This window comes from Alteromonas sp. IB21 (genome assembly GCF_016405965.1).
GTDB lineage: Bacteria > Pseudomonadota > Gammaproteobacteria > Enterobacterales > Alteromonadaceae > Alteromonas.
In genome coordinates, this window is sequence record NZ_JAEFCD010000023.1 from 55,098 (window position 1) to 76,912 (window position 21,815).

Here is a 21,815-nt window from a genome sequence, read left to right on the forward strand (position 1 = left end):
TTCGCATTTAACGCAATTAATATATTGAAAGTGATAAATGTGACAAAGGTCTGATACGTGATAAAGGTAATTTGCATTGGATAATACCTCGCTCATACGATTAAGCGTATTTCTTGGTATTTTTGTGCTTATGGCGGTACTTGAAGCCTTAATGCCTGCGCGCAAAGCCGTGCTCGGCAGAAAAACGCGCTGGGTCGGTAACTTGTCCATGGTGGTGATGGGAGCGTTGGTATCGCGAATTTTACTACCGGCTACCCTTGTTGGCGTGTCTGTTTGGGCAAAGCAGGAGGGCATAGGCGTGTTCAACGTTTTGCTGGATGCCATGCCGACTGATGCTGCAAGCTTTGATCAAAGGCTTAACGGCGAAGCCCAACAGGGCGACTCGTTAACTGATAATTCCTCGCAACCTCTAGCGTATATGTTCGTAGTAGCGTTAAGCGTTTTAATACTTGATATGCTTATCTATTGGCAGCATAGGCTCTTCCATACCGTGCCGATGTTATGGCGATTTCACAAAATGCATCATGCCGACAGCCATGTCGACACCACCACTGGCCTTCGTTTTCATCCAGTGGAAATTGGCATAAGCTTGGGTATCAAAGCCGCAGCGGTAGTGATATTGGGTGTGCCTGCAATTGCCATTGTTATTTTTGAAGTAGCGCTAAATGGCTTTGCCCTTTTTAATCACGCCAATATTCGGCTGCCACAAAAATGGGATGATAGAGTGGGACTGGTATTAATTACCCAGCGTTTGCATCGTATTCACCATAGCCAAGCTAAAAGCGAGTCAAATTCTAATTACGGGTTTAGCGTATCGTGGTGGGATAGATTATTTAACAGCTTTACGCCCAGAGCTGCATTTAGCGATGAAACTTTGCCGATAGGTCAGAAAGACGTACCGGCTGTAAAAGAAAATGCGTCTATAAAAGCGCTTTTGTTACAGCCGTTTAAATCTAAATAGTAGATTAAGCCGCAGTTTTTTCAGTGATCCATGAGGCGCTGCGGCATAGCTACTTTCCTTCAAATTCCTATAATGCGTTGCTGTATTGACTTGTTGAAAATATATTGAGCTTGCAAAGCTCTTCAGGGTGCACATTTAGTTTTCAGTGTTTATCTACCAGTGTTTATTTGTTAGCGCCTAGCCACAGCCAAGCTGAAATGCCAAGGTACCCAACTTACTTTCAACAGAAACTTCAGTATCTTCCGGAAGTATCGGCATGATATCTAGTCCTGTTCTTGCCTCAACCTCATCAATAGTGACTTGGGTAGTGCAATAGTCATCTTTTCGCGTCGCGTTTTGCTGCATAATAAAAGCAGACGCGTCAACGATTCCATCAATTTCAGTAACGATGACTTTGAAGTAGCCGCTAGGAATATTATGAACTTCATCGGCATCGGGAAGCGCCGCGAAAAACCATTCATACAAAGGACCTGATACCACATAGACATCTTGACCTGTTCTAACAAAACTGCGCACTGCGTTCTCTAATTTTACCCAAGGACCTTGGTTCAAATCAGAGTCTTGAGGCGTGATGTTCGATAGGTAGTTAAGCGCTTGCCAATCCGGTGAGTTACTGAAAGATGCAAGAGGAACTTGGTGGCCTCTGTCGATGCCTATACCGCGCCACGCACCTTTATAGTCGTCTGGTTCAAGTGTGCTTTCATCATCCAAGTCAGGATCCGCCTTCCAGTTTCGACTCCTGGACGGGCCATCAATCGTTTCAGGCGTTACGTGATACGCCACCCAGTTAGCAAATTTCGTTTGGGGATTATTATGCAGCGTGTATATGGAGCGGGTAATAGTTTGGCCGTTCAAACCAATAGGACAGCTGAAGACGCAGTTCTCAGCAAAAACGCTAAATGCAGTTAAAGCATAGGATACGGCAAGAGATACAACAACACGTCTCTTCATTTTTTGACTCTATTTTAGTGAAAGCAGTTTCCTGTACTGGCGGTTGCTCACCTTAACTGAGGGGTAACGGTCAACTGGCCCAAAGTACAGTTTTCTAATTTCACGAATAGTACGTAAGACGTATCAAAAAACAAGAGATTGTTTGCTAAAGTGGAAATGTTCTTTCTCAGTTGCGCAGCTCTACATCATGGACATTGCTTTAAAAACTAAGTAACCGGTACCAAGCTGAAGCGTCATACCTATCGTAAGAAACACACCATCGCGATTGGTCATGCCAAGGGCTGTTACACAAAGCGCGAATGCGGGTAGGGCGACAGCGAAGGGAATGGCCTCTAGCGGGATCATGCAAAGTGCAGCAATGGCGCAGTAAGCGGCAATTATGTTTTTAGCAGGCGTGTCAGACAAAAAGGTCATGCGAGGTTTAAGTAACTTTTCAGTCTTTTTTACATAGGGTTTAGCTTTATCAATTGCGCTTTCTAACTTGTCGGAGTCGACCTCTTTTTCTTTTAATGCGCTGGGCAGCCATGGGCTTTTCTGGCCGATTGCAACTTGTATGCAAATAAAAAACAACGTTACACCGCATATGGTAGGCACACCAGGAATAGCGCCAGTAGGGAGCAAAGCAACTAAGGCTGGAACCAGCAGTAAGGGTCCAAACCCTCTGTCTTCAAAGCGCCCTATAATTTCTCCTAGAGACGTCTTCTCAGACTGTTCATCATACATCTCATCTAACAAATCAGCGATAGAGTTGCTCATAATATGCAGTTAAATCCTTTCTAAACGGCCACGTACTGTAATAAATACGCTAATTTATTAAATAAGTTTAATAAAATGCGAAGTGTACTTTTTACTATCGGTCTTGCTTTGCTACATTTAAAGAATGTTCGTGTATGGGGATGCGCTTGAGTAGCGAAGACATTGTTGCTGTTTTAAAACAAATGCCATCAAGTATTTTGTTTAAACGCATTGATAGCGGGGAGCTACATTGCAGCAAAGGGTTTGAAAAAACGTTTGGGATCACAAAATTGAACGGTCTCGATGAGAGTGCAATAACATTTTTTGATAGCCACTCTAAACAAAAAACTGCCGCAAATGAACTTCCTTTTAACCTTGCTGCGACGGAGGGGGCCCTATCTCGGCAGTATAGAGTGCAAACTCAATGCCGAGCCATGAATTGCCGCGTTGAAAGTGGAGTTATCACTACGTCAGTAGGGCAGTGGCTGGTTCTTTATCTGACGCCAGACGGTAATGATTTTATTGACGACAATCGAGAAAACTCTGCAGCGGGTAAACACATTGCTTTTAATCAATTGCTCTCCAACTTTTCCTCAAAGCTTATTAATGCAAATGTTAACGAGCTAGACAGTATTATTGGTCAGGCGCTTGCTGCATTTGGAGAGTTCAGCAATGTAGATAGATGCTACTTGTTCGAGTTTAGCGAAGATATTGAGTTAATGTCGAACACCCATGAATGGGTTGCGGCAGGTGTTACGCCTTTTATCGATGAACTGCAAAATATGCCAACTAGCTCGCTGCCCTTTTTCATTAGTCATATTTCAAATGGCATATTTAAAGTGGACGACGTGTCGTCTCTCCCTGATTGTGCTGCGGCAGAAAAAGCGGTTTTTGAAGAGGAGCGCATCTTCTCGTTATTGTGTGTCCGCATCATGGTAAACGATACCATATATGGTTTCATTGGCTGTGACATCATAGGCAGTCCTTATTCATGGAGTACATTTGATATTCAATATTTGCGCCGAATAGGGGAGATGCTAGGTAACACGCTACAAAGCTTGCACAATCGAAAAATTTTACAAAAAATGCAGGTCGAACTTCTCGAGGCCAATAAGCAGCTTGAACAGCTAGCAAACATTGATGGCCTTACCGGTATTGCAAATAGGCGCCTCTTCGACACCACATTAAAACGTGATATTCAACGATGCCAAGAGCAGGGGCTTTCGCTTAGCTTACTTCTTATCGATGTGGATTTCTTTAAGCAGTATAACGATGACTACGGGCACGTTGCTGGCGATAGAGTACTGATAAAAATTGCGCAGACCCTATCTAACAGTTGTTTAGGCAATGATGATTTGGTCGCCCGTTATGGTGGAGAAGAGTTCGCCATTATCCTGCCCGGAACAAACAACAGTGAGGCAAAAGCTATTGCTTCTCGCATATTGCGTAATATAACGCTTTTAAACATACCGCATGAGGCTTCGGCTTATGATAAAACGCTCACGGTAAGCATTGGCTTAATTAGTCAAACAAATGATGATTTACAGTCGTTATACGATCTGAGCGGTGACCACAGCGCAGGTTGGCTGGTAAGTCAAGCCGACGAAGCGCTGTATCGCGCTAAAGATGAAGGAAGAAACTGCAGTAGAACATAAATGTGACCCGAGAAAGACGTCTTGTCTCGAGCGCCAAATTTTGCCGTATCAATACCATATTACTACTTATTTCAATCGCACCTTAATTTGTGATTGAAATTAATCACATTCTTCTTTGTGATTGTTTTTTGTTTTTTTGAGTATAAGGTGTATAGTAGCTAAATTATGAGCATCAAATTGAAAATGGTGCAATGAGAGCTGCGATGTCGAACTCAAACAGTGCAAGTACAATTCAACCTAATTATGCGAACGGTTCAACTCAAGCGCCCGATTCATACGGCGTGCTAGGTGTGTTGACTGGCGACATCTCGAATTCTCAAACGTTTTCCAATGACGACCTCGCCCGTATACTCGATGCGTTAAAAATACAACTTTCAAAATACGCGTCACAGTTTGGCGGTAATTTCGATATATATCGAGGCGATGCGTTTCAGCTTGCTGTAACGCAGCCACAGCACTGTATGCAAATTGCAATTGGTCTACGGTTAGCCTTAAAAGCCCACCCTTTGGGTGTGGATGTGAGAGTAAGTGCTGCAATAGGAGAAGCCCAATTTCGACAGCAAGAGGTGAAAATTGGTACAGGAGAAGCCTTTGTGTTGTCGGGACGGGGTCTTGATACAATAAAACCTCAATATATCGCGTTTTCTTGTCACCATGAACTACTAGAGAATAAAACGAAACTTCTCACACGATTTGCCGATGCGCATGTATCCGGTCTAACCCAAATACAGTCACAAACTGTGCTTGCTTACCTTGATGCTTCAGACAAAAGTCATGACAATATTGCAAGCATACTCAATAAAAATAGAAGTAATGTAAGTCGTATTCTGAATGCTAGTAACTATAAGTTGATTGCAGAATATCTTAGCTACATGGAACAAGAAATTGCGAGTTGGAAGCAAAGTAGCGACGCGTAAAAATGACGATAGCGATATTACGCAAGAGAGCGGCGCAGGTTGAGAAAATGACTCTCAATTTGACATCAAAAATTCACGCTTATAAAGGGAAGTAACATGTTGGCTCAAAACGTAAATATCACGGGTGACTTCTCATTGGACCAACCTGAAGTTTTAGTCGGGTTATTGCTGGCTCATATACTTGCAGACTTTTATTTTCAGCCTTATGCATGGGTTCAAGAAAGAAATGAACGCCATGCGCTGGCAATGCCTCTTTATCTGCATACGCTTATACATGGGCTACTTGCAGCAGGGGTAATGCTGTTGCTTGCGCAAAACGTGAGTGGATGGACCCTAGGTATCAGCGCTATAGTTATAGCGGTTTCTCATTTTAAAATTGATGTAATTAAGTCGTATTGTGCCCAAAGCACTAGGGCGTTTATTGCTGATCAATTTGCGCATATTCTGGTTCTTGTTGCCGTGTTCCTATATGCAACGAATCAATGGGCAGCTGCCATTCAACTCTTCGAGAAACTCAGCGTAGAGCACTTAGCAGTCATACTTGCTTATTTAGCAGTACTAAAACCTAGCTCTATTGTTATCAAACAGTTGTTATCGCCTTGGAGCAGTGAAGTACTGTCTACTAGCCCTTCACCTAAACATCCTAACGACCCGCCCACCATTAGCACCGAAGCGCAGCAAACCCTGTCTTTAGCTGGGCAGCGCATAGGGTATCTAGAAAGGGTATTAATGCTGACTTTTGTGTTATTAAACCAGTTTTCCGCAATTGGATTCCTTATTGCTGCGAAATCTATTTTCCGCTTTGGCGATCTCACTAAACACCAAGACAGAAAGCTAACTGAATATGTACTTTTGGGCACCTTTACTAGTGTAGCAATGACCCTTGTTATAGGTTTACTATGCGCTGCCGCATTAGGGCGATTACCCATTAAACCCTAAAAAGCATTAATTCGTTTATAAAAGCTAAGTTATGAACCATGCTGTTTGATGAATCGAACAATGGGTATTTCAATCGCTATTATCTACTCACTAAGTCGTTAATCTGGTACTTAGACGACGCTCTAACGTAAACAATAGTCTCATCGTCGCTTATATTGCGAAGGCGGTGCTTAGCCGGTGTATAAGACGCAACATAGCTGCCTGCGTTAAGCGTTCGCGCATTGGATTTATTCTCGTCTATGTAACTCAAACTACCTTGGATAACTACGGCTTTAAACTCATCACCGCTGGATGTTATCGAACCTTCAAAGCCTTTTGGAAGCTTAACCAGTGTGCCGTAAACACTATAGGTATCGCCCCAAAGGTAAGTGGCAGAAACATCGTTGGCGGCGATATTAACCAGGTCGCTTTCTTGAAGCCACACCATGTTATCCACGTGCAGATTTACCGGTCGCTCACCATTGTCGAAATGTTCTTTTGACGGTTGAACTAAATACGGTCCCTCATCAATTTCAAGGTAAATGAGGTTGGTTTTATCATTCGCTGCTGTGGTGTGAGCTTCTCCTGCAGGCTGTGTCCAAAATGAACCTGTTGGCATCCACATTTTAGCGGCATTTGGGTCGTCGTTATGCATTTCGCCTTTAATAACAATGCCGCGATAGGTAATGTTATGAATGTGCGGCGGAGACTCAAAGCCTTTGTTAAAGCGCACCAGCATACCGGTGGCGGTGTCTTTTGTTCTATCTCCCCACAAATCAGCTGCGCCAGGGCTTTTATCGCCTCGAGCAGGGTTTAAATAACCCCAGTTAATATCTTCTGCCGTAGTTACTTTTGTTTCAGCCTGCACGCTGGGCGCAATGTAAACACTTACGCTAACCAGTAGCGAAGCTATCGTTAATTTAGCGAGTTTCAGGTGTTTCATACAATCTCCAATTCGTTGGTTGTCGGCGTCGCTTATTTGATAGTTTCAGTTTATTCGTTAGAAAAAGGATAATAAACGACCAAACGCGCGAAAGACTTTCCTGAAAACAAGGATAATAAAAATGATCCACACTAATTCAGAGCGCTCGCGTAAAGTATGAAAACAGAAGACTTACAGGTTTTTATAAAAGTAGCAGAAGTAAATTCTATTACCCTTACAGCTAAGAAGCTTGATTTAAGTTCATCTGCAACAAGCATGGCTATTAAGCGAATTGAAGAGCAACTTGGTGTAGAGCTATTGGTGCGCAGCACCAGAAAAATAAGGCTGTCACCGGAGGGCGAGCGTTATTTGCCTATGGCAAAACAGGCGCTAGATGCGTTGCAACAGGGCTTGGCATTGGTTACCGAAAATAAACAGTGCATTCATGGTGAGCTTCGCATGGCCATGTCATCAGAGATGGGGCGAAACTTAATGCGCGAGCTACTCAATAAGGTGCAAAACGAAAACCCCGCACTGTCATTGCGCCTACACGTTAGCGATAGTCGTGTGGATTTTTACCGTGACGGCGTAGATGTTGCGCTTCGCGCTATGACAAAGGAAGCGGTAAAAGAGTCGCAGATGTATGGGTTTAAAGTGTGTAACATTCCCCATGTTATTTGTGCGTCACCGCACTATTTAAGCGAAAACAAAGCGCCTGAGGAATTAAGTGACCTTGCCCATCATAATGCGCTGCTTTATAAGCTATATGACCAAACGCACAATGCATGGGAGCTGACTAAAAACGGCGAAAAATTTCGAGTAAAAGTGCAAAGTAATCGCGCAGTAAACGATGGGGATATCGTAAGAAGGTGGTGTGTTGACGGAGCGGGTATTGCAAAAAAATCTGCTATTGATGTGGCCGAAGATTTGTTAAGCGGAAAACTTAAGCGCGTGTTAACGCAGTATACGGTTCCGCTAACAGAAATGTGGCTAATGCTTCCCAGCCGCCATTTAATTACTCCTGTCGTCAGATTAGTTAGAGATGAATTGAAATTAGTTATAGAAGAGCGTCGTCAAAAACTAATTGAGAAAGGGTTACTTACTGAAAATGAATGGCCTGGTTTGGATAGCTTTTGATACCAGCTTAACTACAACCAAAACACTAAAATAGTGCTAAGTGGCTAAAAATTGGACTTTTTGTGCTATTTCTAGATTGAATTTGAAGGCCGAATATTTTCTAATAGTGTCTGCAAAGGAATGCGACACATAAGTCTTATAATGCACAGTGTGGGATAGCGCTGCCACAATATCACTTCGTCTACCTTCCTTTGTTTTCATAAAAAAGCTTCAGCACGAAATATTCTGCCCGAAGCGCAATAAGAGAAAAAACATGAAGGCAAAACTATTAGTTCCATCGTTAATTGCCGCCGCCCTTATCAGTGCTTGTGGAAGCACACCTCCGACACCGGAAGAGCGAGCGATGGTAAATCAAATGTAAAAAGCGTTTCTCGCTAAGCTACAAGGCATGACAGTTCCATCTGCTGCGCAGCAACAAGCCGCACCCGCCGCTGAGCCGGAAATATTGCTTAGTGCAGCCGAACTCGCTGAACAAAAGCAAAAAGTTGATGCAACAGGCGGCCCTGCTATTTTCTATCGCAAGAAAGATGGAATTATGATCGATGGTCAGATGTTTAACGATTTCGAAGGGCAAGTAGCGAACTTTGGTGGCAACCGATTTACTGGTGAATTTACCTACGCGGTTGAGAACTTCGACGGGTCTTTTACCCTTAAGTATCACAAAGCCCACTCTGCGGAAGCGCCTATAAAAATTGGTACGGTGTGGAAGCGTGGTGGTCACTTTGAAGTAAGAACAGTAACTGGCAAAAAAGCGACGGGGAATAGCGTTATACCTACGTCAGACGGCTTTATTGTAGGGCGTTCAGGTTCGGCCTTTCGTTACTTTATTGATGGAGATAGCGTTAAAAACATCACTTTGTTAGATAACTACCACATTGCCGAGCATCAAAAAGGTGACGCAGCATCTACCGGTTTTATTCTACTAGAAAAAGACCCTCGTGATGAAAACGACAAAGTAGGAGGGTTGTTAAACTCGTTTAAAGAGTTAGGCAATACCTTTGGACTTAATAAGTTCGATGACTATGTACTTGTAAGCATCGATGGCTATACCACAGTACCTATGGACGTGGGCTTAGGCGGCAAAGAGATCGCAGAGCATTCTAACTGCAAACGTCAAAACGCAGTGATGAATAAGTGTGAAAACGTTGAATTTAAAGAGTCACTTTATACTAAGTTAGGTTTGCCAAACTACAGCCACTATTATTGGTCAATCAACTGGGTTCAAACTCAATCTGGTCCAATGGCAATTTACAGAACCTCGACCAAAGTTAAAATCGTAGATATCAACAACAAGCAAGTTCACACCGTGTTTTCACGTACACTAGGCGTTAACGACTTTGTTGTGATTGAAAATGCTGACGGGACCACCGGTATCAGAGCTCGCCTAGGCTTTAGTAAGGAAGAAGTAAAAGATATTGAGTCGTTCATCAGAAACAATACCACTGATATAGAGCCTATGCAGACCCTTCAATCGTCGTAGTATTAGCTTGATTTAGCTTTAACGCGAGAGAGGCTTACTGTTAGTAAGCCTCTTTTTTTGCCAGTTTATACAGCCTAGTTCTTCATTAGTTTTCCTTATTGCTTTCGCCTGACGTTCTTATGTTTGGTGTAAATTGTGGCAGTGCTTCAAAGCTCTCCTGAGAAAATTCAGGGTCTTTGAAAAGGTGGTAATAATAAAACTTTCGTAGCGCCTTATGAAAAGCACGTACGTCATTCTCATAAGCCAGCATAGCGCTTACGTTAGTTCCTTCAGCGCTTGATAATAAACGCTGCGTGAGCAAAGACGGGGAAAGCAGTGCTACGTAGCTTGCAATGGTGTCCTTTTGAAGCGTGGCAGCCTGATAACCTTTAGATAACTCGCTAGCCGTCTGGTCGCCCACTTGTTGAAACGCGTAGTACCATTTCCAGTTAAACGAACTGTCTCTTTCAGGATCGAACGTTGTGTAATCGGCCCACTGCGGATGAGTGGCAATAAATGCGCGCCACGTATCTTCAACGGGCTTATCCCATGCACTATTTACCGCTTCGCGCTGGGTAAGCACAATATCGCCACCTTCAGGTGTTTCTGCCACCGCATTAATTACCGTGTGTGCGGTCACGGGCACAATAACAGTGGTAACAAGCCAAGCGCCCAGCATAATAGAGGCAAGATGCGTTGCACTGAAACTTGCAAAACGCTTTGCGGCGCCAATTACAAGAACAATGGCACTCCATATTGCAATGTTACCTATTACTATTGCGCAAACGGTTAAAATAGAGGGCAAAGATGCACCATTAATTAACCCGAACACAACAAACGGAACAAGCGTAACAAGGGCTAAAGGAACCAAGGTTACGACTACTCGTGCCGTCCATAGGGCATGGGCGTTGCGTGCGGTTACATTGAGTAAGTCGAAGCGGCGAGCTTCCCGCTCTTTTGCTTTTAAATCGTAAAGCAGCAATATGATAAATAATGGCAGCAATACGCTAGTAACAAAGGCAAAATCGAAACGCCCTAAAAACGCAAGCTCTGGGTTATCGGTATCGCTTTCATAAATTTGCCCCTCTAACGCCAGCATACGCACCCGGTGCTTCCAAGGAAAAACATCCCGTTCGCCTACGGCCGCAAAAGCCAGCGGGGAAGGGGGGGCATACGTTAAGTGAAACGTATAGTACGCGGCACTACCGTAATTCGACTGATGTGCGAGGGCGCTATCTCTCTCAGTTTGATCTTTCTCTAACAGTCGTTCAATGGTAGCTTGCTGTTCCTGCATTTCTGCGAAGCCTGTCCACGATGAAACCACACTTAAAAGGAATACGACCAATAACGTAAGTTTTATTTGGCGATGACCAAAAACAAAACCCGCCTCACGTTTAATATCAGCAAAACGCATCATGGGTTTAACCTCCTAACAGCCGCTTTTAAAAGCAAGGCGGTAATGCACACCCAAAACAGGAGTTGTAGGAAATAAACAAGCGCATGTGAAATGCGTGTGTTGGCTGCCTCGGGCTTAAAGTTAAACTCTGATAACAATGCCCAGTTGTCTGCACCGACAACCGCTTTATCAGCCGCTTCTTCGCTTGCGTTGCGGTTCATGTCCAGCTTGTAATCCAGCTTTTCAACATGCACTTTATTTAGCCCTTGAACAAACTCTAAACGCAGGGCCTCTGCTTCTCTTAAAAAGCGATGATGGGTTTCAAGGCTGGTGCCAGCCAATATGGTTGAAATAGCGCGAACGGCAACCGTAGGGGATAGCCAACCAAACTGACGTGCAATATATGCTTGTTCTAACTCTTCACCCATTCTGTTTTCGGCGAATTCATTAAGCACTTTTGCCTGTCTGCCTTCTGAGTACTGAGCAACAACTCCGCGGAAATTAACAGGAAGGTCGTCCACGGAATCTACATTGTATTTTGCTAATAAATCTTCTTTTAGCTTTTTAAATGCAGGGTCGTTAACGTCGTGACCGTCGCCCAAACTTCTAAGCTTTTCTTCTACTTTAAAGTCCGCTTCAAGTTTGCCCATAGAGGGGGCTGCATTCGTTGCGACGCTGCTGCCTAAGCGAGGAAGTAAAACACATGCGGACATCCAAATAACAATAAGCACGGTGAAGCTAACGCTACTTTTATCAAATAACGCTGAACACGCAGTTACAACGGTAGCCCATAGCAAGAAGTAAACGGCGTAACTTAAGCAAAATAGCAGCACCACAAGCGGGCTTTCGCTCGAAAAGGCGACATAAAGACAAGCTAAAAGTAAGGGTAATAAAAAGAGGCTGCTGGCTGTTACTAGCGCTAACAGTTTTCCAAAAATGAGTTGCCAGCGAGTAGTACCTTGCGACAACAACAGCGTGAGCGTTCCCGCTTCGCGCTCTCGCGATACGCTGCCGTAGCCAATCAGAATAATAAACAATGGTGCGAGTACTAACGCAAGAAAGCTTGGAGTTAAGCTGCTAAAACGCGTAAGTCCCGCTGATTGTCGCTGCTGCGCGAACATGGCACTATTTTGGCGGTGACCCTCTAAGAAAATAGCGTTGCCTGTGTAGGTGTCTACACCAGGCTCAATAACGCTTAGCGGAGTAGGGGCACGAAATACGTAGTGGCCATAGTGTACCATTCGATGTGGATGCTTATCAGGCTGCGCTTTAAAGCGCGCTTCCGCTTCCGTTTGAAGGTGCTCTCTGGCGTGCGCGGCCTCTTCAATGTGAAACGCATTTACGACTAGGGCTGCAAGGGTCAGTATGGCCCCTAGCAACAATACCGTAGCGGCGACTTTCGTGCGCAGCCAATAGCGCCACTGATCTGCACAAATGGTTTTTGCTACACTAAATATCATGCTTTGCGCCCTGCAAACGCTGCGTGTACGGCTTCTGTATCGATGGGCGTGTCACCAACACGCTCGAAAGTGCCGGTTAGTTTACCGTTACTTAAAAGCACAATACGGTGAGCGACTTGGCAAGCACCGTATACGTCATGAGTAACCATAAAAATAGTAGCGCCGTTGGCCGCTAGCTCAGACACCAACGCATTAAATTCATCAATGGCGGCGGGGTCTAGCCCTGATGTAGGCTCATCTAAAAACAGCACGGGTGCATTGCGCAATAGGGCAAGCGCAATTGCGGTTTTCTGGCGCATGCCCTTAGAATAGTTTGACAGCGCCTTATCCCATGCATTTTCTTGAAGGGCCACTTTGCGAAGTGCCGTAAATACGTCTTCGTCTGATTTATCGACCCCAGCTACTGAAAGAAAGTAGCGAATATTTTCCAAGCCTGAAAGATGACCATAAAGAGTGACCGATTCAGGTAAATAAGCAACAGACTTTTGAACATCGTTAGGGTGAGTAGTGGCGTTATGCCCTAACACACTAGCGCTACCGCTGGTTGCTTTCATTAAACCTAGAAAGGTTTTAAGCGTAGTGGATTTACCGGCACCGTTCCCACCCAAAAGCGCAAAGACTTCACCCTTGCCGACATTAAAATTGAGGTTATCTAAAAGTGTGCGATCGTCCACGCGCACAGATAGCGCATCCGCGCATATTACTGAATTTGTTTGCATTGTATAACATGCTGTAACTGAGGATTTTCAGTAATGTTATAATATAACTAAATAAATAGGAATAGGTTTTACGCCTAAAAAAAAGGAATGAACATTTAAGTAAAGGTTAGTACGGGAAACAACACTGTACCGATAATATAAACGAAAAAGGCTTGCCGATTGGCAAGCCTTTAGAATTGGTGGGCTGGCGTAAGTTGAAAAGGCTATCTAACTTGCTGATTTTGAAATTTATTATCCTTTTTGAATTTCTTCTGTGTACCTTGTGGTGTACCTATCTTTTTCATTTAATTCTAATTTTCTGCACTTTTCATAGTTTTAGACATATCAATACGAGATAATTTACCGATCAGCGCCAATTGATAACTTTAGTGCATACACATCACTAATCAGATTAACTTACATCTGAGAGGTGACTTTTAATTATTCAAAATGAGAACTGATTAGTGAAAAAACTAATGAAATTGAAACAATACCTTTCCTTAAATGACGCGACCAATTATTTGTCTGCGGCTTTAGAAGAGCAGGTATCAGTCGCTGACATATATGAACTATCGTTGGAAGGCCACATAGCGATATCAATCCGCTTAACGAATCAGGCATATGCGAAGAAAGTCGGATCAGCTCCAGGGCGTGAACTAATAGATGGTGAACATCAAGTTGCGCCAGTCTTGGCTGACGAAGTTGATGAGCAAGTCCATATCTTTAACGGTATTTACGACTTAGCAATGTTTGGTGAGGAACGGTTCGAAATAAGAAAGCTCTATCAACAAGCGATTCAAGAAGATAATCCTGTGCTTTCTGAACTTAGTGGCTTCTATGTAAAGCACGAAGGCAGTATTTATAAACTCTTGGAATCCCTCCCTGTATCGAACTCAGAAGAATCCCAAATATCGAAAGAGGCTAGGTTAGAAAGCTTATTAAAAGCGAAAGGCTTAACGAGTCAAAGTCAGTTTGATGACCCGCTCTCAGCTTTTGAAAATTTTGATGCTGAAGAAATATTAGAAATATCTAGGTTAGTGAGCCCCTTTCCAGGAGATGAATTCAGAGAGGCCATTTCTATTCCCGCGAATACGTACCAGTTTGTTATAAGGCCTACAGAACTTCATCGCTTAGTTGCTAAACTAAACAATCCTCTTCTAATTGATGGAAAAGTAGAGAGCAAACTGCTTCCGCTAGAGAAACGGACTCTTCTTAATGTCATCCATATTCTGCTGAAAGAGTTGCGTATAGACCCAAATGTTAGAGGTATATCTTCTTCAATAAGTCTGTTAAGTGATAAAGCTGGGATAGCTATTTCGGATAATACTATCCGTAAAGTCCTCAAAGATGTTGTCGAATATTCTGACTGACAAGAGCTAAAATAATTACTTCCTAAAACGCAATTGCGTTTTTGCTTTCCGCAATTGCGTTTTTCAACCCTCCTTTAGACATAACCTCTTGGTCTTCCGATAACAGACAAAGAGGTTCTTTTATGTCTCATAAAATCATGCGGTTACCAGAAGTCATTGAGGTGACTGGTCTATCGCGCAGTACTATCTATCTACGTATGAATAAAGGCAGCTTTCCGCTTTCCATTTCTTTAGGAGAGAGAGCTGTAGGTTGGTTACACACCGATATAGCGCATTGGCTTGATGCTCGTGTTGCTGAATCAAAGGTGTGTAGCCATGACTAGACGATTCACAGCAAACCGTATCAAAAGCAATCGAAACTATACCGTTGCTGATGTCAGCGAAACGTTAGGTGTTCACTTTAAAACAGTACGTAATTGGATTCGAGTAGGCTTACCAGTCATTGACGCCAAGCGTCCTCTCTTAATAAATGGGGCTGACTTGAAGGTCCATTTAAAGCAGAAGCGTAGAGCAACAATGTTTGGTTGTGAGAATCATGAAATGTGCTGTTTTCGTTGCAAGCAGCCAATGAAGCCCATACTCGATTCAGTGCTCTTTATCGCGAAACCAGCAGGAATGGCGCACATGACGGGGGCTTGCGAAGAGTGTAACACTCGAATGAATAAGTATGTTTCCTGGCGCGACGTCAATGATATTTGGAAAGATCTGAAGGGTAAATTACCGATAGCAGAAAAACACATAGTCCTAAGAGGACAAAAGCTCTTAAATTGTCCTTTCAGCGAGGTTTCTAGTGATGAAAAATAATAGTACAAATAATGCCCGAATTATCTATGAATATACAAAGTTTTTGAAGGAAGCTAAGCGCTTAGATGACTCGACGGTTGATGGTGCTCTCAAATCTATAAATCGCTTTGAAGATTGCACAGGGTATTTAGACTTTAGGAAATTTAGGGCGAAGCATGCAATTGCTTTTAAGAAGAATCTTCTTAGCAAAAAGTCTCTAGCAACTGGTGAAAAACTGAGTAAGGCAACTGTGCTTACAGCGACCCGTCACCTAAAAGCGTTTTTCCAATACTTAGCTACTCAAAAAGGATATCGCGCAAAAGTTAACTATAGTGACATCGAATATTTCAATTTATCGGAAAAAGACACTCGGATTGGAAATGCAAAGCGTAAAAGGAGTGTGGCGACAATTGAACAAATCGTTAAAACCCTAGAAGGAATGCCTTGTTCGACTTCAATTGAAATGCGAGACAGAGCTTTAATAGCATTTGTTATTCTGACTGGTGCGCGAGACGGAGCAGTTGCCTCTGCAAAAATTAAGCATATTGACCTTGCTGACCATAGCTTTTATCAAGATGCTAGAGACGTGAATACTAAATTTAGTAAGACATTCACTACTTACTTTTTCCCAGTAGGAGAATTGCCACATAAAATATTAGCTGACTGGATTGATTACCTAGTGACTGAATTAGGATACAAACAGAATTCGCCATTGTTTCCAAAAACAAAGCTGGCTCATGATGCTAATCAGCAATTTGAAGCGGTAGGGTTACTTGAAGAGCATTGGAGCAATGCTAATCCGATTCGTAAAATATTTGCGCAAGCATTCGCCCTGGCTGGGTTACCCTATTTCAATCCACACAGTTTTCGAAATACCTTAGTGCGATTAGGTGAAAAGCTTTGTCAGACACCTGAAGAGTTTAAGGCGTGGAGTCAGAATTTAGGGCATGAGAGTGTGCTAACAAGTTTTTATAGTTATGGAGATGTTCCCGACTATAAACAAGCTGAACTGCTTCGGAAGCTTTCTAAGCCAGCAGAGAATATTACACCAGACATGGTAGAACAAATTAAGCTTTTAGTGCGTTTACAGCAAATGAACGGAAATACATAGTATCCATAAGTAGGTCAATCTCAGCTGGTATCAATAAACATTCATATATTGATACCAGCTTTTTTATGTCTAGGTTGGTATCATAAAAGTAGGGTCTTTAAATAATGATGCTAATATTATATGATACCCCAATAAATGATACTAAAAAGGAAGTTTACTGAATAATGCGTATATTTGCTTATTGTCGAGTTTCTACCACAGAGCAAACGACAGAAAACCAAGTAATAGCCATCCGTCAAAAAGGATATAAAGTGATTGATTCACGGATAGTCAGCGAGACAGTTTCGGGCTCGGTCGAAGCTATGAAGAGAGAAAAGTTCAAGATGCTCATCAACCACAAGATGGAAAAGGGCGATATGCTGGTGGTTTTGAAATTAGACCGATTGGGTCGAGACAATATAGATGTGCAGAGTACAATCAATTTACTCACTGACAAAGGGATTAAGGTGGTGTGCCTAGATCTTCCAGTAGCTGATCTCTCTAGTGCAGAAGGTAAGCTTATGCTTCAAATGTTTTCAGCATTTGCTGAATTTGAGCGCAACAGGATTAGAGAGAGGACAAGGGAAGGACTCGAGCGAGCTAAGGCAGAGGGTAAGAAGCTAGGTAGGCCAAGAGCTAAATCTACAACGCTTGCAGTTAATGCGAAAAAAGCTGAAGGATTATCCCAGTCTAAAACGGCCGAAGCACTAGGTATAGGAATCGCCACAGTGAAGAGACATTGGAATTTAAGGACTATACCGAATCATGGGCGTGTTGCTGTTAAATAGTTAGACTCAATAATCTGATAATCAATCTGTACTGAGTACTTCTCACTAATACGATGATATGTAATTAAACCAGAGCTTTAGCAAAATTATGAAGCTAATTGTTAAGGCTCTATCTTAAGCAAAGCTAACATACACGATTTTGTGACTAGTAGTATTGATCTGACAGGGTAGCTGAGCTAACCTTATGACGCTCTTTAGCGTAATTTGGATTAGATCTTGTAATTTAATCTAGTTTGGCGTTGCGCCAAACTCAAATTTATTGAGTAGTTTTACGGTTGCGGAACGACATTATCGATCCGCAATAGTTGCTCATTCTTCGCACCGATTGCGGATCGATAATGTCGTTCCGCGTCTCAAAGTAAAGAGTAATTAGTGATACAGATGAGTCTGTATCACTTCCTTTCTTCACAGTAAGTAACTTTATCATGCAGTTATCGATTCTCAGTTGTTTCACCCCAGAAGATTTCGAAACCGACTTGAACCAATACCTAGCTGAAAAACCATCTCACCACTATAAGGTATATAAGATACCAAAGCGGACTATTGGCTTTCGTGTTATAGCTCAGCCAACGCCGAAATTAAAATCAATTCAAAGAAAAATAGTGGAAAAAATGATGAGTTATCTTGTTGTGCATTCCGCGGCGAAAGCTTATGTAAAAAGCTGTAGCATAAAAGACAATGCTTTAGTTCATGCCAATTCAAATTTTCTCTTAAAATTAGACTTAGAAAACTTTTTCAATAGTTTAACGCCTGATATGTTAAAGCGAGCTGTCCAATATCAAGGTTTTTCTATTGTCGAAAAAGAAGCGAATGCCTTAAATGAGTTATTGTTTTGGAATAAAAGTAAGAAAAAAAAAGCAAACCTCTATCTAAGTGTTGGTGCACCAAGCTCCCCCTTTTTGTCTAACGTCATTATGTTCGAATTTGATGAGGCGGTTACTAAGTTGTGTAAGCAGTTAGGAATATCATACTCTCGATATGCAGATGACCTCACTTTTTCAACATCTGTAAAAAACGTTCTTTTTGAAGTTCCGAAAATCATAGAAGAAATTCTGCTGCAAATGTTCGGTGGAAAACTTAAACTGAATTACTCCAAGACAAGGTTCTCTTCGAAAGCTCATAATCGACATGTTACAGGAATAACCCTGACGAATAACAATAAGTTGTCTTTAGGAAGAGAAAGAAAAAGGTATATAAGGTCACTTTTACATAAGTTTTCGAATAGTTTGTTGAGCGAAGATGATATAAACAGTTTAAAAGGTTTAATTAGTTTCGCCATGAATGTGGAACCTGCCTTTATTGCAAAAATGAAAGCACATTACGGCACTGCGCTTTTTGACGAACTAAATCGGTACAACTGTGGTAATAATTAAATATGTCTGAACAACTAAGTAAAACCGTTAGAAGATTGATTTCTCGTTCAGAAAAGGGAGAGTTTTCAGCTTCTTTTCAGTTAGCACAAATGTACACTGAAGGCTTTAGTGTAGAAAGAGACAAAGAAAAAGTTCAAGAGTATCTTGCAATTTGCGCATCTCAGTTAAAAGAAAATTCATTTAGATTAAATTCAATTAAGCTCTCTGGTTATAAAGGATTCGAATTAGTAGAACTGGACTTTTTAGAAGAAAATCGTACAACTGTACTAGTCGGTAATAACGGTAGTGGAAAGTCTACAGTATTAGAAGCTATTCAGAAAAGTTTAACTCACCTCAATTCTCGCTTAGCTACTAGGTCGCAAAATGGTGACCTTATAGATGAGTATGAGATAAAGCGAGGTAAGGACATAGCTACGATAACTAGTAGTTTCAAGCTTCAAAACCAAAGTGTCCATATGGATTTGAAGCAAAGTTCCGCAATGAATTCTAAAAAGGTCAAAGGTAATTACACTGAGATTAATGATATCTGCCAGATTCTTCGTAAGGCTAATGAAGTAAATCCGCAACTTTCTTTGCCATTATTTGCTTCTTATACTGTCGAGCGTGCCAATGATGTATCGACTAAAGATATTGAAGAATCTGATGAAATCAAAGAAGATTACATTTTCGATAAATCAAAAGCGTATAGTAAGAGTCTTTCGGGGAAGGCTGATTTTAAGTTGTTTTTTCGTTGGTTCAAAGAGCTTATTGAAAGTGATAATGATATCGCAAGCCGTGTTGACGAATTGAGAATTAAAATTGAAGCAAAGAATGCAGAGATTAATAGCCCGCTGTTACTCGAGGCCGTTAAACAACACCCTGCTCTCGAGAGTCTTATAAAGTCTCACGAAAGAGAGTTGGAATCCTACAAAGAGCAGCTCAATGCCCTTTACTCTGTTGATGAAAAATCTTTAGACGCTGTCAAACAAGCAATATATAAATTCTTACCAGGCTTCAGTAACCTTAGGCTTCAGAGGAAACCTTTAGATCTGACTCTTGAAAAGAATGGTGTTCAGTTGAGCGTCCTTCAGCTCTCACAAGGCGAAAAAACAATGCTAGCGCTAGTCGCTGACATAGCTCGAAGGCTAACTCTTCTTAATCCAGGCTCACCAAAACCACTCGATGGTTCTGGTATAGTTTTGATTGATGAAGTTGATCTCCATTTGCATCCATCGTGGCAGCAAAGAATTATTCAGAAGCTAGAATCAACATTCGGCAACCTCCAATTTATAGTGACTACACACAGCCCTCAAGTTTGTCATACAGTTGATAGCTCTGCTATTTGGTTACTTAAGAATGGACAAAAATATGCCGCTCCGCGCGGAACAAGGGGAGCAGTATCTTCATGGGTTTTAAAAAACTTATTCGAAGTTGAAGAAAGACCTCCTGAGGATAAATTTACACAAAAGCTATCGAGATATACTAAGTTGGTTTACTCTGACGCATATGATGAGGGAGAAGCTTTAGAATTGCGTAAGGAGCTTTCTCAACATTTTGGGCCGGGATATCAAGACTTGGTGAAGCTAGATCTGTATATCGAAAATAGAAACTGGGAAAAAGAATATGAGAAGAATTCGTAAATCTCATACTTCCAACGTACTAACAAAATATGCAGAAAAAAACCCGAACGGAACTTGGGTAGTCTTTCAACAGGAGCATGGAAAAGCTTACAAGGCTATTAAAGACAAGCTTTTTGAAGAGCAAAGTGAAATTTGCGCTTACTGTGAAATCGATTTGTCCAAAGATAATACTTATGATCACCTTCGTAGGGTAGAACACTTTAAGTCTAAGTCGGGATGGAAAATAGGCAATGAACAGCCTAATTGGCACTTAGATTGGTTTAACCTTTTGGGTGTATGCATTGGTGGAACTGATAGAGATGATCGTGAACGCTTTATAATGCCTGACAACATATCCTGTGACTCACACAAGGAACATCTCGAGACAAATTTAGGATATAACAAGAATTGGTTGGGTAAAGTAGTCTCTCCGTTAGAAAGTGAATTAAGCAGCGAGATGTTCAATTATTGCAAAGCTTCTGGTGAATTAGGAGTAAATATAGAGCATGCAAATTCTGTCCGGTTCGAACACAACGATTATGAGACAAGTGCTGAACTCTTGCAAAAAAGCTTAGAGCTATTCAATTTAAACTGTGAAAGATTAAAACTGGCGAGAAGAGAAATACATCATGTCTATGAGAGAATAAAAGCCGTATATAGAAAAACTGGAGATGTTAGCATGTTCACTTTCAAACTCAAGATGTGGTGCTGTAGCGACCAAGTTCGCAGTTTTCAAACGACACGTGATATTCTGCTAAGAGAATGTTCCGTTGCGAGAAACTGTCTGGGTAGTTGCCGTTGATGGCGAGGATTTGGAACAGAAAGCTTCTAACAATGTATTTAACTGAAAGAAGCCTCAGTTCGCTTTGCCATACTAAATTCCTACTGCTTTTAACTGCTTAACACTAGTTACAGAAAAACAGCCCGTCGCAGCTTTAAGAATATGCTCACTCCACCAATTCATCATAGGGCGGCGGCGTTCTAAATAGTCAGTCCTGTTGTAGGCACTTCGTACTTGGTTGTCGTCTACATGAGCAAGCGCGGCTTCAATTAAATCGCGGTCAAAACCTTGTTCATTCAGCGTAGTACTTGCCAGAGAGCGGAGACCGTGGCTCACTAAGCGGCCAGCAAAGCCCATTCGCTTAAGTGCCATATTTGCAGTCTGGCTGTTACATGGCTTCTTTGGGTCACGGTCTGAAGGGAATATAAACTCTCGATGTCCGCTGACTGGTTTTCATTACTTCGAGAATAGCGAACATTTGGTCAGTAAGTGGAATACGCTGATCTCTGCGTTTTTTCATACGTTCCGACGGAATTGTCCAAACCTTACTTTCCATATCAATCTCTTTCCACATAGCACCAGATGCTTCGCTTGGCCTTGTCATTGTATGTAGTTGCCATTCAATGAGACAGCGCGTGGTTCGCTTAATACTAGCGTTAGCAATTGCACCCATAAGTTCAGGTAGTTCTGCTGGCTTAAGTGCAGCCATGTTTTCTTTTTTGGGCTTTTTAAACGCTGCTTTAATTCCCACCAGTGGGTTAGCTTGGATGTAAGCGTCCGGTAATCCCACCTAGCGCTTAGCAAACAACCATGGTAGCAGTTG

General features: G+C 42.1%; 20 protein-coding genes and 1 pseudogene. 14 read left to right on the forward strand and 7 right to left on the reverse strand.

What is annotated here, in order from left to right; translation table 11 throughout:
- The first annotated feature begins 76 nt into the window (after positions 1-76).
- Positions 77-961 (forward strand): sterol desaturase family protein, encoded by an 885-nt coding sequence (locus JC525_RS15025; RefSeq protein ID WP_198816548.1) that lies wholly within the window; start codon positions 77-79, stop codon positions 959-961.
- 177 nt (positions 962-1,138) lie between these two features.
- Here JC525_RS15025 and JC525_RS15030 read toward each other — a convergent pair whose 3' ends face one another.
- Together JC525_RS15030 and JC525_RS15035 are read right to left on the reverse strand one after the other, a co-directional pair.
- Positions 1,139-1,912 (reverse strand): DNA/RNA non-specific endonuclease, encoded by a 774-nt coding sequence (locus tag JC525_RS15030; RefSeq protein ID WP_198816549.1) that lies wholly within the window; start codon positions 1,910-1,912, stop codon positions 1,139-1,141.
- Positions 1,913-2,092: 180 nt separating this feature from the next.
- Positions 2,093-2,668 (reverse strand): exopolysaccharide biosynthesis protein, encoded by a 576-nt coding sequence (locus tag JC525_RS15035; RefSeq protein WP_198816550.1) that lies wholly within the window; start codon positions 2,666-2,668, stop codon positions 2,093-2,095.
- Positions 2,669-2,814: 146 nt separating this feature from the next.
- Between JC525_RS15035 and JC525_RS15040 the strand changes: the two genes are divergently transcribed.
- From JC525_RS15040 to JC525_RS15050, 3 genes are all read left to right on the forward strand, one after another.
- The gene (locus JC525_RS15040) at positions 2,815-4,302 is read left to right on the forward strand and encodes a diguanylate cyclase domain-containing protein (protein ID WP_198816551.1); all 1,488 of its coding nucleotides are present in this window, start codon (positions 2,815-2,817) and stop codon (positions 4,300-4,302) included.
- A gap of 203 nt (positions 4,303-4,505) precedes the next feature.
- Positions 4,506-5,219, forward strand: a complete 714-nt coding sequence (locus tag JC525_RS15045) for a hypothetical protein (protein ID WP_233095225.1) — start codon at positions 4,506-4,508, stop codon at positions 5,217-5,219.
- Between the two features lie 96 nt (positions 5,220-5,315).
- Positions 5,316-6,158 carry a DUF3307 domain-containing protein gene (locus JC525_RS15050; RefSeq protein WP_198816552.1) on the forward strand — a complete coding sequence of 281 codons (843 nt, stop codon included), beginning with the start codon at positions 5,316-5,318 and terminating at the stop codon, positions 6,156-6,158.
- A 79-nt stretch (positions 6,159-6,237) separates the two neighbouring features.
- Here JC525_RS15050 and JC525_RS15055 read toward each other — a convergent pair whose 3' ends face one another.
- A complete protein-coding gene (locus JC525_RS15055; protein WP_198816553.1) occupies positions 6,238-7,080 on the reverse strand; it encodes a DUF4437 domain-containing protein in 843 nt (280 codons plus the stop codon).
- 156 nt (positions 7,081-7,236) lie between these two features.
- Between JC525_RS15055 and JC525_RS15060 the strand changes: the two genes are divergently transcribed.
- Both JC525_RS15060 and JC525_RS15065 read left to right on the forward strand, forming a co-directional pair.
- Entirely contained in the window at positions 7,237-8,196 is a 960-nt protein-coding gene (locus tag JC525_RS15060) for a LysR family transcriptional regulator (protein WP_198816554.1), read from the forward strand.
- A 388-nt stretch (positions 8,197-8,584) separates the two neighbouring features.
- Positions 8,585-9,676, forward strand: a complete 1,092-nt coding sequence (locus tag JC525_RS15065; RefSeq protein WP_233095226.1) for a hypothetical protein — start codon at positions 8,585-8,587, stop codon at positions 9,674-9,676.
- Between the two features lie 85 nt (positions 9,677-9,761).
- On the opposite strand, the gene JC525_RS15070 is transcribed toward JC525_RS15065, so the two are convergent.
- From JC525_RS15070 to JC525_RS15080, 3 genes are read right to left on the reverse strand one after another with little or no spacing between them, the layout of a single operon-like run.
- On the reverse strand, positions 9,762-11,072 hold the full coding sequence (locus JC525_RS15070; protein WP_198816555.1) for a DUF3526 domain-containing protein: 1,311 nt from the start codon (positions 11,070-11,072) through the stop codon (positions 9,762-9,764).
- Positions 11,069-12,511: an ABC transporter permease gene (locus JC525_RS15075; protein ID WP_198816556.1), complete on the reverse strand. Its 1,443-nt coding sequence runs from the start codon at positions 12,509-12,511 to the stop codon at positions 11,069-11,071. Before JC525_RS15075 ends, JC525_RS15070 begins: the two co-directional genes overlap by 4 nt.
- Positions 12,508-13,230, reverse strand: coding sequence for an ABC transporter ATP-binding protein (locus JC525_RS15080; RefSeq protein WP_198816557.1), 723 nt, complete (start codon positions 13,228-13,230; stop codon positions 12,508-12,510). The genes JC525_RS15075 and JC525_RS15080 overlap by 4 nt, the downstream gene beginning before the upstream one ends.
- Positions 13,231-13,685: 455 nt before the next feature.
- Here JC525_RS15080 and JC525_RS15085 point away from each other — a divergent pair, with 455 nt between their 5' ends.
- The 8 genes from JC525_RS15085 (at position 13,686) to JC525_RS15120 (ending at position 21,013) form a co-directional block, all read left to right on the forward strand.
- On the forward strand, positions 13,686-14,579 hold the full coding sequence (locus JC525_RS15085) for a hypothetical protein (protein ID WP_198816558.1): 894 nt from the start codon (positions 13,686-13,688) through the stop codon (positions 14,577-14,579).
- Between the two features lie 122 nt (positions 14,580-14,701).
- Entirely contained in the window at positions 14,702-14,902 is a 201-nt protein-coding gene (locus JC525_RS15090; protein ID WP_071959137.1) for a helix-turn-helix transcriptional regulator, read from the forward strand.
- Complete coding sequence (locus JC525_RS15095; protein ID WP_198816559.1) at positions 14,895-15,383, forward strand: helix-turn-helix domain-containing protein; 489 nt, start codon at positions 14,895-14,897, stop codon at positions 15,381-15,383. The genes JC525_RS15090 and JC525_RS15095 overlap by 8 nt, the downstream gene beginning before the upstream one ends.
- Positions 15,373-16,473: a tyrosine-type recombinase/integrase gene (locus JC525_RS15100; protein WP_233095227.1), complete on the forward strand. Its 1,101-nt coding sequence runs from the start codon at positions 15,373-15,375 to the stop codon at positions 16,471-16,473. Before JC525_RS15095 ends, JC525_RS15100 begins: the two co-directional genes overlap by 11 nt.
- 164 nt (positions 16,474-16,637) lie before the next feature.
- On the forward strand, positions 16,638-17,240 hold the full coding sequence (locus JC525_RS15105; protein ID WP_198816561.1) for a recombinase family protein: 603 nt from the start codon (positions 16,638-16,640) through the stop codon (positions 17,238-17,240).
- 425 nt (positions 17,241-17,665) lie between these two features.
- Positions 17,666-18,613 carry a retron St85 family RNA-directed DNA polymerase gene (locus tag JC525_RS15110; protein ID WP_198816562.1) on the forward strand — a complete coding sequence of 316 codons (948 nt, stop codon included), beginning with the start codon at positions 17,666-17,668 and terminating at the stop codon, positions 18,611-18,613.
- Positions 18,614-18,615: 2 nt separating this feature from the next.
- Positions 18,616-20,232, forward strand: a complete 1,617-nt coding sequence (gene ptuA / locus JC525_RS15115) for a retron Ec78 anti-phage system effector ATPase PtuA (RefSeq protein ID WP_198816563.1) — start codon at positions 18,616-18,618, stop codon at positions 20,230-20,232.
- Positions 20,216-21,013 carry a retron system putative HNH endonuclease gene (locus JC525_RS15120; RefSeq protein ID WP_198816564.1) on the forward strand — a complete coding sequence of 266 codons (798 nt, stop codon included), beginning with the start codon at positions 20,216-20,218 and terminating at the stop codon, positions 21,011-21,013. Before ptuA ends, JC525_RS15120 begins: the two co-directional genes overlap by 17 nt.
- Before the next feature lie 72 nt (positions 21,014-21,085).
- Here the strand turns inward: JC525_RS15120 and JC525_RS15125 are convergent.
- Positions 21,086-21,761 (reverse strand): annotated as a pseudogene (locus JC525_RS15125) (tyrosine-type recombinase/integrase); the annotation flags it as partial.
- Between the last annotated feature and the right edge of the window lie 54 nt (positions 21,762-21,815).